This window comes from Pantoea sp. At-9b, from assembly GCF_000175935.2.
Classification (GTDB): Bacteria; Pseudomonadota; Gammaproteobacteria; order Enterobacterales; family Enterobacteriaceae; genus Pantoea.
In genome coordinates this window covers 782,373-793,953 of sequence record NC_014838.1, presented here as the reverse complement: position 1 = coordinate 793,953, position 11,581 = coordinate 782,373, and the positions used below count along the sequence as shown (strand labels likewise).

The 11,581-nt window shown below is 56.4% G+C and carries 12 protein-coding genes; 6 read left to right on the top strand and 6 right to left on the bottom strand.

Annotated features, from left to right (window positions below):
- Positions 1-119: 119 nt before the first annotated feature.
- Together PAT9B_RS23970 and PAT9B_RS23965 are read right to left on the bottom strand one after the other, a co-directional pair.
- Positions 120-1,517 (bottom strand): YfcC family protein, encoded by a 1,398-nt coding sequence (locus PAT9B_RS23970; RefSeq protein ID WP_013511886.1) that lies wholly within the window; start codon positions 1,515-1,517, stop codon positions 120-122.
- Positions 1,514-2,659 (bottom strand): M20 family metallopeptidase, encoded by a 1,146-nt coding sequence (locus PAT9B_RS23965; RefSeq protein WP_013511885.1) that lies wholly within the window; start codon positions 2,657-2,659, stop codon positions 1,514-1,516. Before PAT9B_RS23965 ends, PAT9B_RS23970 begins: the two co-directional genes overlap by 4 nt.
- Before the next feature lie 112 nt (positions 2,660-2,771).
- Here PAT9B_RS23965 and PAT9B_RS23960 point away from each other — a divergent pair, with 112 nt between their 5' ends.
- Complete coding sequence (locus PAT9B_RS23960; RefSeq protein WP_013511884.1) at positions 2,772-3,692, top strand: LysR family transcriptional regulator; 921 nt, start codon at positions 2,772-2,774, stop codon at positions 3,690-3,692.
- Here PAT9B_RS23960 and PAT9B_RS23955 read toward each other — a convergent pair.
- Positions 3,682-4,740 carry an SDR family oxidoreductase gene (locus tag PAT9B_RS23955; protein ID WP_013511883.1) on the bottom strand — a complete coding sequence of 353 codons (1,059 nt, stop codon included), beginning with the start codon at positions 4,738-4,740 and terminating at the stop codon, positions 3,682-3,684. The genes PAT9B_RS23960 and PAT9B_RS23955 overlap by 11 nt on opposite strands.
- A gap of 97 nt (positions 4,741-4,837) precedes the next feature.
- Here PAT9B_RS23955 and PAT9B_RS23950 point away from each other — a divergent pair, with 97 nt between their 5' ends.
- Positions 4,838-5,731, top strand: a complete 894-nt coding sequence (locus PAT9B_RS23950; protein WP_013511882.1) for a LysR family transcriptional regulator — start codon at positions 4,838-4,840, stop codon at positions 5,729-5,731.
- Here the strand turns inward: PAT9B_RS23950 and PAT9B_RS23945 are convergent.
- A complete protein-coding gene (locus tag PAT9B_RS23945; protein ID WP_013511881.1) occupies positions 5,728-6,399 on the bottom strand; it encodes an O-methyltransferase in 672 nt (223 codons plus the stop codon). The genes PAT9B_RS23950 and PAT9B_RS23945 overlap by 4 nt on opposite strands.
- Positions 6,400-6,492: 93 nt before the next feature.
- On the opposite strand from PAT9B_RS23945, the gene PAT9B_RS23940 reads away from it, so the two are divergent.
- Both PAT9B_RS23940 and PAT9B_RS23935 read left to right on the top strand, forming a co-directional pair.
- On the top strand, positions 6,493-7,131 hold the full coding sequence (locus PAT9B_RS23940; protein ID WP_013511880.1) for a TetR family transcriptional regulator: 639 nt from the start codon (positions 6,493-6,495) through the stop codon (positions 7,129-7,131).
- 134 nt (positions 7,132-7,265) lie between these two features.
- On the top strand, positions 7,266-8,087 hold the full coding sequence (locus PAT9B_RS23935; RefSeq protein ID WP_013511879.1) for a Cof-type HAD-IIB family hydrolase: 822 nt from the start codon (positions 7,266-7,268) through the stop codon (positions 8,085-8,087).
- Positions 8,088-8,139: 52 nt separating this feature from the next.
- Here PAT9B_RS23935 and PAT9B_RS23930 read toward each other — a convergent pair whose 3' ends face one another.
- Entirely contained in the window at positions 8,140-9,027 is an 888-nt protein-coding gene (locus PAT9B_RS23930; RefSeq protein ID WP_013511878.1) for an SDR family oxidoreductase, read from the bottom strand.
- Between the two features lie 104 nt (positions 9,028-9,131).
- Here PAT9B_RS23930 and PAT9B_RS23925 point away from each other — a divergent pair, with 104 nt between their 5' ends.
- Complete coding sequence (locus tag PAT9B_RS23925) at positions 9,132-9,956, top strand: helix-turn-helix transcriptional regulator (RefSeq protein WP_013511877.1); 825 nt, start codon at positions 9,132-9,134, stop codon at positions 9,954-9,956.
- Here the strand turns inward: PAT9B_RS23925 and PAT9B_RS23920 are convergent.
- The gene (locus tag PAT9B_RS23920) at positions 9,898-10,329 is read right to left on the bottom strand and encodes a helix-turn-helix domain-containing protein (RefSeq protein ID WP_013511876.1); all 432 of its coding nucleotides are present in this window, start codon (positions 10,327-10,329) and stop codon (positions 9,898-9,900) included. The genes PAT9B_RS23925 and PAT9B_RS23920 overlap by 59 nt on opposite strands.
- Positions 10,330-10,440: 111 nt before the next feature.
- Between PAT9B_RS23920 and PAT9B_RS23915 the strand changes: the two genes are divergently transcribed.
- A complete protein-coding gene (locus tag PAT9B_RS23915; RefSeq protein ID WP_013511875.1) occupies positions 10,441-11,490 on the top strand; it encodes an NAD(P)-dependent alcohol dehydrogenase in 1,050 nt (349 codons plus the stop codon).
- The last annotated feature ends 91 nt before the right edge of the window (positions 11,491-11,581 follow it).

The following is an 11,581-nucleotide window of genomic DNA, read 5'->3' as shown; positions in this document are numbered from 1 at the left end:
AACAAAACTGCAACAGCGGAATGCTGCATGGGTTCACAGAGGACAGGAGTAGCCGGGAGGAGGGAGTATGTGTCGCGGCACGATAACGCCTGCCGCGACACAGAGGGCGGGTTATTAAATCAGAACGGTCCCCATTTAATCGACACGCCAATCAACAGCATCACGACGCAGATGGCAAACCACACGGCAATCAGCGGGGCAATAAAACGTAGCCATTTACCAAACGGGATACCGGCGGTCGCCAGTACCGCCATCAGCACGCCCGAGGTCGGGCTGATGCAATTCACAATACCTTCACCCAGCAGCACCGTTTGCACCGTGACCTGGCGGGTCAGGCCGAGGTTATCACCCAGCGGAGAGAAGATGGGGATCAGCACGGCCGATTCTCCAGAACCGGAGGAAATGCCGAAGTGAATCAACGCGGCGCTGATAAACATGCCAATGGCCGCGACTTTTTGCGGCACCGGAGCCAGTAAATCCGTCAGGAAGCCGACGATAGGATCGAGCACATGGCCCTGTTGCAGCACCAGAGACACCGCACCCGCCAGACCGACAATAAAGCCACCTTTTACCAGGCCAGAGCAGCCTGAAAGGAAGGTATTGGCAATATCGGTGCCGGACATCCGGCCAATCAAACCGACAACAATCGCCAGCAGGACAAACATCGCTGACATTTCATTGGTGCCCCAATGCAGCCTGACCGCACCGCTGATAAAAATGATCAGCGCTAACGCACAGGTCGCCAGTATCAGCTTATGTCGCGGCGTCACCACCAGCGTAGCGTCCTGGGCCTCTGTCTGTTTTGGCCGTAACTCACCGGCCTGACGTGCTTTACGCACTGACCAGATCAAATAGCCCATCGCGCTCAGCGCAAACAGTAAAAAGGTCAGCCCGCGCAGCAGCATGCCGGAGAAAATCGGCAACTGTGCCAGGTGCTGTGTCAGCCCGGTGGTGGCCGGGCCTAATACCGAGACATTAAATCCAGCCGCGCAGGAGAGGTAGACCAGCGAAGCACCCAGAATCGGCGACAGCCCCAGCGAACGCGCCACCAGCAGTCCGATAGGAACGAAGGCGACCACCGCATTGATCACCGCGCCTGTGGTGCCGAGAATGGCGAAAATCACACCAAAGATCAGGATGATGCGGGTATCGCTCAGGCGAGTGCTACGGGCAAGGGAGTTCAGCGCGGTTTTGATCGCCCCGGTAGATTCCACTACCGCCAGCACGCCACCGGTGAACAAGATCAAAAAGATAATCGGTGCGGCTTTCACCATACCATCGGCAATCGCGGTGAAGATCTCCAGCGGATAAACCCCAGACTGCGGCACAGCATGCAGACTCCCTTTCACCGCAAACTTAATGCCCTCGCGGGTTTCGTAATCGAATGCGCCAGCCGGAATCAGCCAGGTGGCGACAGCCGCTACCACCAGCATTATAAACAGCAGCAGATACGGGCTTTGTCCGGCGGGACGCGCCTTTGGCACGGTGGCGGAGGGCGCAATATTTACCTGACTCATGCCACATCACCTGCGGTGTTGTCGCCGAGGATAATACCGGCAACCAGAGCGGCTCGCGGCACGATATCGACAATATTGATATGTTCATGACGTGCATGGATACCGCGACCCGTGGCACCCAGACCATCGAGAGTGGGCAGTCCCAGTGCGGCGGTAAAATTACCATCGCTGCCACCGCCCACCGCTTTGCCTTCAACGGCAAAACCGAGCTGCAAGGCAATGCGTTGGGCACGTTCCAGCAGCAGGGTGGACGCCGGGGTTTGCCGCATCGGCGGTCGTCCCTGTTCACCGCTGATGCTGAGGGTGATCCCCGGCATCACCGCTTGCAGATTGCTGATGGCGTGATGAATTCGCTGTGCTTCTTCTTCACTGGTCACACGGGTATCAATGCCCAACTCGGCATGATCCGCCACCACATTGATGCGGCTACCGCCATGGGCGATACCGACATTTACCGTAGTGCCGCGTTGCGGGTCGTTCAGGGCGTGCAGGGCGTGGATTTGATAGGCCATCTCCTGCACCGCGCTGATCCCTTCTTCGGGATTGTTGCCTGCATGGGCCGCCAGTCCGGTGATCACCACGTCATAACGTCCGGTACCTTTGCGCGCGATTTTCAATGCACCGCTGCCCACTTCCGCCGGTTCTACCACCAGCACCTGCTCTGAGCCGATTGCATGGCGGCCAATCCAGTCGCTGGAGCTGGGGCTACCCACCTCTTCGTCGCTGTTGCACAGGAACACAATGCGTTGATCGGCCAGCAAATTCAGTTGCACCAGGGCGCGTACCGCCCAGATGGCCTGCACCAGCCCGGCTTTCATATCCAGTACGCCCGGGCCATAGAATTTGCCATCTTCTTCACGTAGCGCTAACTCGCCATGATCCCAGACGGTATCAAAATGGCCGATTAGCGTGGTTTGCGGGCCATGTTCACCCAGCGCAAAGCGCAGATGGTTGCCATAGTGCGGTTGATGATCGACTTCAGCGCTGATCCCCAGTCGCTGTTGAAAAATACCCTGTAGCACTTCGCCACAACTGTCGACGGCGGCTTTATCGAGTGAGGGGGATTCCGCCTGCACCAGTCGTTTGATATCACCCAGAATCTCGTCGGCGTGCTGCTGTAAGTAATTTTTTATATGGTTCATTTATGTTTTCCTGCCTTAGTCCAGACGGCAGTATGCGCAGAAAAGCCAACGGTTAAAAATGAACTGGAAATGCTAGAATTGTTGACCTGAAAGCAACAGATAGGCTTCTCTTATGACCAGTGCCGCTTATCCCGAGAAAGCGATAAGTTATTTATATGAAGTAGGGATGCAGGGCGGCATCCGGCGTGCCGCCGATGCGCTGGGAATTAATCCTTCGGTGGTTAGCCGTCAGCTGGCGTTACTGGAGCGTAGCTTGCAACTGCCGCTGCTGGAACGACGTGGACGCAATGTGGTGCTGACAGAGGCCGGTAAGCTACTGGCCGAGGACTACGCGCAGACCACGCAGCGACGCAAACTGCTGGAGCGGCAACTGCGGGATATGCGGCATATGCGCGGCGGATCGGTGACGCTGCGTATCGGCCAGGGCATGGTGGAAGAGGTGGTTAACCATGTTTTGAAGGAGTTCTCCGTCGCCTGGCCGGGGGTGTTTATCGATATCAGTTCGGGTGACATGCAAACCACCGTTGATCTGATTATGCGCGGTGAGGTGGATATGGCGGTCGGTTTTGGCACGGCCGGGCCGCCGGGCTTAAAAAGCCATAGCTTTGTGCGCGGGCCCATCTGCGCCATCGTTACCCGGGAACATGCGATCGCTAACTTTCCATTGATCACGGTGGCGGAGTTGACCCAGCACCGACTGATCACCATGAGCGATACGTTTGGCCTGCAACGTTACCTCAGCGCCATCTTCAAGAGTGAGGGGCAGGTGCTGGCCCCGGCATATTGCTGCAACCTGTTTTCCAGTGCGCTGGCGCTGTGTCAGGCCGGATTGGGTATTGCGTTTATGACGCAACAGGCGGTGCCGCGCGCCTTGCTGGAGCAGGGATTACGGGCGATCCCCATTGACCACCGTATCGCGCGCGAAAGCCAGTGCCATTTGCTGCGTAGCGTCGATCATCGCTTCACCCCAGCTGCCAGCTATCTCTGGCAGCTGTTGTGTAACTTTTTCTATGAGTCAGAAATTAAGGAATGATTTTCGCCTGACGGAATTGGCTAAACAGATCAAAAAACATCTGGTCAGTGGCGCGATAGTGACTGAAACCGGCACGGCGAATTTTGCTGCCATCGCCGAACATGTCGTAATCCCAGCTAAAAACAAAGTCGGCAAAGCGTCCGTCATTTAATTGCAGAAGATCGGTTTGTCGCAGTCCGGCCTGTTCAGCCAACGTCTGCCACTGCGGGCGATAGTCGCGGAACAACTGTTGGAAAGAGAGCGCAGCGGCAGGTGCACAATCAAGTTCGAACCAACGAGCAATGGCGGGCCAGAGTTCACTCCAGCGCCACAGGTCGCCGTTGTTAACGTTAAACGCCTGGTTACGTGCTGCATCATTTTCTGCTGCCCAAACGGTTGCTGCGGCCAGCAAGGTTCCATCTGTATGATCAACCATGCTGTTCCAGGTGGCGGGTGACGCGGGGAAACGTAACGGCAACGCCAGCGCCCGACATAACGACGCATACAGCGCGATACTCAGCGCCAGGTTCATCATATTACCGGCTACCTGACTACCGACCACCCCCGGACGCAGTGCGCTCCAGGACCAGGATTTGCCCCGCTGGTATGCCGAAAGCCACGCCAGCTGTGCTGCATTAAACTCCGCGCCCGCAACCTCAGGATCGCTCTCGCGTGCCGGGGTTTTGAAACGGCCCAGATGGGCACCATAAACTTTGTATCCCTGCATCAGGCTGACATGCCGTAACGGTGCAACGGCATCGATGCCCTGCACCAGGTTGCGCAGCATCGCGAGATTAGGCTCCACCATCGTTGACCAGTCGGGGGCATCCAGCCAGGCACTGTAGAAGATGTGGGTCACGTCAGTCAGTCCGGCCAGAACTGCGGCACTACGGCTACTGTCCAGCAGGTCAACGTTGACCAAGGGGATGGGCTGCGTGGCTGGTGTCTGTTGGCGGGTTAGCCCGATAACTTGCCACTGCTGCGCCAGCAGCGTCTCTACCAGTTTACTGCCGACGATGCCGGTGGCGCCTGCAACCAGCGCAACGTTTTGCGGTGATGAGTGATGCATAGATGATCTCCGAAGGATGTGATAGCGGCATTCTCATCTATTATTTTTTGTGGTTATATCCCTCATATTTGATGTCACTTATCACAGAATTTAATAAATGAACAACAAACTCAATGCCATCGCCACCTTTATCCGGGTGGCAGAAGCGGGTTCTTTCTCTGCGGCTGCACGGCAAACTGGTAGCAAGCAATCGGCGATCAGCCAGCAGATTGCCGCGCTGGAAGCGGAGTTAGGCGTGGTGTTGTTGCGACGGACCACCCGCGCGATGGCGCTGACAGAAGCGGGTGCACAGTATCTGCAACAGATTCGACCGTTGATGGAAGCGATGGATGACATTGAGGTACAACTGCGACCGGCGCACCAGCAATTGCAGGGCAACCTGCATATCCAGCTTCCCAGCGGCATTGGACAACTGTTATTGCCGCATCTACTGCGTTTCCAGCAGGAACATCCGGGCATCCGTCTGGATGTGGCGCTGGATGATCGGCTGGCTGAGGTGATCAGCGAAGGGGTTGATGTGGCTCTGCGGCTGGCGGAACAGCCCCCGGCGCATATGGCAGCGCGTCAGTTGGCGCGCGTCACCACGGTGTTGGTGGCGTCCCCGGCGTTACTCGGCGATCAACCGCTACGCGAGGTGGCGCAGTTGCGGGACTTTCCCCATGTGCGTTTCGCCGGCATCGCGAAAGACGCACCTCTCACCTTAATGTCTGGCGAGGAAACCCTCAGCATCCCGGTAAATACGGTGTTCAGAGCCAACACCAGCCAGGTGTTGATGCAGGCGATTACCGCCGGATTGGGCATTGGCGGGCTGCAACTGCCGTTGGGTGCTGCGGCGTTGTCAGCGGGTACCCTGGTGCAGGTGCTACCGGAGTACCGCTTGCCGGATCGTTACTTGTATGCCGTTTTTCCCGACGCGCGTTTTATTCCGCAGCGCGTCAGAACCGTCGTAGAACGACTCTGCGCCGCCATCCAGATGATGCCGGGATTTTAGCGTTGGCCCAACCACACCGACACTTCGACATCGTCACCAAATGGCAGGGAAAGGAAGCCACCCCCACTTGCCCGCACGCGTGCCAGATACGCCGGGCTGTAATCGGCGTCATCAGCAATAATCAGTGCGCCAGGCCGCAGATGGGCCGCTGCCAACTGCAAAATGTCAGGATAAAGCGCTTTGGCACCATCCAATACCAGCATATCGATCGCAGAGGGGAGATCTGTGGCTAATGTTTCTAATGCATCGCCCTCACGTATCTCAATCAAATCGCTGACACCCGCATCGGCAAAGTGATTGCGCGCCAGCGCCACTTTGGCGGGTTCAAATTCGCTGGTGATCACCTTCCCGCCGCCATTATCGCGTAGCGCGGCGGCCAGGTGCAGCGTAGAAAGGCCAAATGAAGTACCAAATTCAACAATGTTTTTCGCCTTACTACTGCGCGCCAGCATATACAGCAATCTACCGGTCTCGCGTGAGACTGCCAACGGAACGTCTTTAAGCTGGCTATAAAGTTCGCGATACGCGGTTTTACTCTGCATCAGACGAGTGTGTTCCTCTTCAGACAGCGCAGCCAGTCCAGCGTGACTGGCCGGGGTGATGTTGTCTGCCAGTTCGAACAGATAAGCCAGCAGTGGCGCGAGCGGGGCGGAAGTTAAGGTATTCATCACAATTTTTCCTGTGTTGTACGGTGGATTTCGACCTGCGTTCAGAATACGATGAATTCATCGCATTTCACTATTCGCGTTCAGGAAAAAGGGATGAGCGAGCGTCGTAACCTACGGATTTCAGAAAGGAAAAAGCCAAAGCAAGCCCGTTCAAGTGAGCTGGTTTTCGCGATTCTTGAAGCTGCTACTCAGGTTTTGGCGCAGGAAGGTGCAACGCGCTTTACCACCGCGCGGGTCGCTGAGCGTGCCGGGGTCAGTATTGGCTCGCTGTACCAATATTTCCCGAATAAGGCGGCGATTCTGTTCCGTCTGCAAAGTGAGGAGTGGCAGCGCACGGGTGGGCTGCTGGGGGATATTCTGCGTGATCGAACACGCAGTGCCAGGCAGCGATTGCACGATTTAACCCTGGCCTTTTTACAATCGGAATGCGAAGAGGCGGCGATGCGCACGGCGCTCAACGACGCGGCGCCACTTTATCGTGATGCGCCGGAAGTCCAGCAGGCACGAGCCACCGGTGAGCACATCGTCAGCGAATTTTTACGCGAAGTGCTGCCGAAGTTACCTGAAGATGCGCGCGAAAGGGCCGCGGATGTGCTCAACAGCACCCTGGGAAATGTGGGGAAGCAGTTTTCGGAAACGCCGCGCTCATCAGAAGAAATTCAGGCTTATGCGGCGGATATGGCTGCCATGTTCTGTGCCTGGATCAGGGAAAAAGGCGGCAATTTGCAGTAATAATTGGTCTGGAAATCTCTGAAAGCGGTGAACAATCTGATAATTCACATTCTCATTAATCCACACCGCGAGTAAGCTGAATAAAACCTTTGAAGCCGGATGGATTTGACGGCGCACAGATACAGGAGAGCAAAATGGCAGTGAAAATGATTGCGGTGGATATGGATGGCACGTTTCTGGATGACAACAAGCAGTACAACAAACAGCGCTTTCTGCGTCAGTACGCGTTGCTGAAAGAGAAGGGCATCCGTTTCGTGGTCGCCAGCGGCAATCAATATTATCAGCTGCTGCGCTATTTTCCTGAAATCAAAAACGAAATTGCCTTCGTGGCAGAGAACGGCGCCTGGGTATCGGACAGCAACGAAGAGATTTTCTGTGGTGAACTGGCTCCGGAAGCGGTACATCAAATTCTCGACATTCTGGCAAAAGAGCCGGAGATCAGTACCGTGGTGTGTGGTCGTAACGGTGCCTATGTGCATACCTCGATGCCGGATGAGGTCATGGCAATGCTCGCCAACCATTATCATCGTCTGGAAAAACGCGACAACCTCTACGATATCGATGACACCATCTTTAAATTTTCGCTGAACCTGGCACACGAAGGCGTTGAGGCGTTACTGGTGCGTCTGCATACGGAACTGAATGCGATCGAAAACATCATGCACCCGGTATCCAGCGGCTTTGGTTTTGTTGATCTGATTATCCCCGGCTGTCATAAGGCGCATGGTATCGCGTTGTTGCAGGAGAAATGGGGTATCGATGATTGTGAAGTGCTGGCGATTGGCGACAGCGCGAACGACCTCGAAATGCTGCGTCAGGCGTGCTACAGCTTTGCGATGGCGAATGCTGCCGCACCCGTCAGTGCGGTGTCGCGTTACAAAACCGAAAGCAACAATGATGAAGGGGCACTGAATGTGATTGCACGCCTGCTGGCGCGTGAATTTCCGTTTGCTTAATCATTTAGGGTCGCGGCGCGATGTGAATCACGCCGCGACCCTGCTCGTCCTGCTAGCGAAAATAATCGGTTTCGCGCATATCCTGCAACAACCCTGGCCCCGCTGGCTGCCAGTTAAAGGTCTGACGTGTCCAGGCGCTGGACGTCGGATTATCGGTAGCGGCAAAACGCGCCATCCAGCCCAGCCATTGCTGTGCCTCGTCTGGTGTCAGGCTTTTTACCGGCAGAGATAACCCTGCACCAATGGTTTCTGCGATCTGGCGGAAGGGAATGCCTTCTTCCTGCACCGCATGCAGAATGGTGCCTGCCTGCGCCTGTTCCGCCGCCAGGCAAAACAGCTCAGCAGCGTCAAAACGATTGACCGCAGGCCAGCGGTTTTCCCCGTTCTCCACGTAAAACGCCGCGCCTTTTTCCTTTGCCAGGTTAATCAGAATCGGCACAAAACCATGATCGCCCGCGCCATGAACGGTGGGCGGTAAGCGCACCAACGCCACGCGCACCCCTTTTTCCGCCAGCGTCAGTGCGGCTACGTTGGAAGCTGAACGCGGATGCGCACCTGCGACCGGTTGATCCTGCTCGGTGGCCAATCGTCCCGGTGCAACCAACGCAGTACCGGAGGTGACAATCAGTGGCCGATCGGAACCGGCCAGTTCCTCACCCATGGCTAAAATCGCCTGTTGATCGACAGCAGCGGCATGATCCATCCGGCTAAAGTCATGGATATAGCCAGCGTGAATCACGCCATCACTTTGCCGCACTGCTGCGCGCAGGCTGGCACTGTCTTCCAGATCGCCGCGTAACACCGTCACGCCCTGCTGGTGCAGCTGGGCAGCTGACGCATCGCTCCGCGCCAGCCCCAGCACCGCGTGACCACGCGCGTGGAGTTTTTTCACAATGGCTGAGCCGACAAAGCCGCTCGCTCCGGTCACAAAAATTCGCATATTCGTGCTCCTCACAGGCTGTTAACAGGCACTATGATAAAAGCCTGCGATCGGGTGAACAGACGTGAGCTTATACGAGTATTGAGACTAACAGGATAAACACCATGACGATGCAAGACGATAATCTGCTGGGCAATTATCTGCGCGAACGCCGCCAGCGGCTGGATGCTGCCCGACTCGGTTACCCGATGCAGCGCCGTCGCACGCCGGGTTTGCGCCGCGAAGAAGTGGCGGTTCGCGCCTGCGTCAGCACCACCTGGTACACCTGGCTAGAGCAGGGCAGAGGCGGTGCGCCGTCAGAAGTGGTGCTGGAGCGGTTAGCGAAGGCGCTGGAGCTGAGCGCCGCCGAGCGCGATCACCTGTTTTTGCTGGCTCAGAACCGTCTGCCGGGCGTCAGTTGGCAGGGCGGGGTGAGCGTCTCACCCTCGTTGCAACGGGTGCTGGACAGCATGCCAGCCACGCCTGCGCTGGTGAAAACCGCCGAGTGGCAAGTGGTGGCATGGAATCGGGCCGCCACCAAAGTGTTTACCGATTACGCGCAACTGCCGCCCGAGCAACGCAATATCCTGCTCATGATGTTTCGTGATGAGCAGATGAAAAAGCGCTTGCCCGAGTGGGAGAAGGTTACACGCGGAATGGTGGCAAACTTCCGCGCCGATGTGGCGCGCACCGGGGCCAGCGAGCATGTGCGTGCGCTGGTGGACGAGTTGTGTGCCATGAGCGAAACTTTTCGCCAGCTGTGGCAATCGCAGGAAGTCAGCCAGCATGGCGAAGGGATCAAGCAACTCTTGCTACCGGATGAAGGGGTGCTGGAGTTGGAGTACAGCACCTTCGCCGTGGAGGGTAAACCCGGCCTGAGCCTGGTGGTGTTTAATCCGCGTCAGGAGCAGGACCAGATGTGCATGATGCGTCTGATGGCGCGCCCGTAGCTGCGCGGTAGTTAGCGGCCATTTCGTCCAGCGCGGCCTGATGCTCCAGTCCCCATTGATACATCTGTTCTATCGGGGCGGCAAAGGTCATGCCGAGCGGTGTCAGGCGATAATCGACTTTCGGCGGAACCACCTCATAAACATGACGCGCGATCAGGCCGCGTTGTTCCAGTTCTTTCAGCGTTTGAAACAACATCTTCTTCGAAATCCCCTGCAAACTGCGCTGAAGTTCCCCAGTGCGGGCGCGTTGGTTCGGCCAGTGATACAGCGCATGCAACACCATGCTGCTCCACTTCAGGGAAAAAAGATCCATCAGGCGGCGCGGCGGTGAATCCGCGAAGAACATCAGTTTACCGTCAACCCAGGCAGGCATAAGCTTATCTCCTCAGGTGGTCACCAAATGGTGACTACTATCAATTCTGAACCTTGTTCTTTATAGTCTGCCGCCTTCACACAGCCATTGCCACAAGCTTTCGGAGGCGCAATGAAAATCAACGCGTTAGTCGCAACCCATGCCACACAACCTCTCTTATCCGGCCAGATCGCGCTGCGCAGCGTGCAGGCGCAGGATGTCAAAATCGAAATCCTCTACTGTGGCGTTTGCCACTCGGACCTGCATATGGCGCGCAATGAGTGGGGCGTCAGTAACTACCCCTTAGTGCCGGGTCATGAAATTGTCGGACGCGTGATCGCTACAGGCGAGGCGGTGAGCCATTTTCAGGTTGGGGATGTGGTCGGTGTGGGCGTGATGGTCGATTCCTGCCGAAGCTGTCATTTCTGCCAGCAGCAGGAAGAGCAATATTGTGAGGCCGGTTGGACCGCGACCTATAACGGCACCGATAAATATACCGGTGGCAGCACCTGGGGTGGCTATGCGCAGCATGTGGTGGTCGATCAACACTTTGTCGTGGCCGTCCCGACCAATCTGCCGCTGGCCGGTGTCGCTCCGCTGTTATGTGCGGGCGTCACCGTTTGGTCGCCACTGCGCTACGCTAACGTGAAAGCCGGAGACCGCGTCGGGGTAGTAGGACTTGGCGGTTTAGGTCATATGGCGGTAAAACTGGCAACCGCCTTGGGAGCGGATGTGACGTTATTCACTACGTCACCGCAGAAGGGCGAAGATGCGCTGCGTTTAGGTGCGAAACGGGTGGTCATCTCGCGTGATGCTGCACAGATGGCGGCCTGCCAGGCCTCGCTGGATTTGATCATCGACTGTGTCTCGGCCCCGCATGATCTCAATCCTTACCTGGCGACGTTAAAAACCAACGGCAAACTGGTGCTGGTGGGGATTCCGGAACAGCCACACACGTCTCCTGACGTCACCCCGATAGTGAATCGCCGTCTAAGTATCAGCGGTTCATCTATCGGCAGCATCAAAGAAACGCAGGAGATGTTGGACTTCTGTGGGCAACGCCAGATCACGGCGGATATTGAGCTGATTGGCGGTGAACAGATTGAAGACGCGTTTGCGCGTATGTTGCGGGGCGATGTGAAGTACCGTTTCGTGATCGATATGCAGGCTACACGCTGGTAGTAAATATTTCATCTCTTTTAGGTATAAATAATACCGTAAAATGATTTTTTTTAAACCTCCCTGTTGCTCTGGGTTAAAAAACCGCCTATAA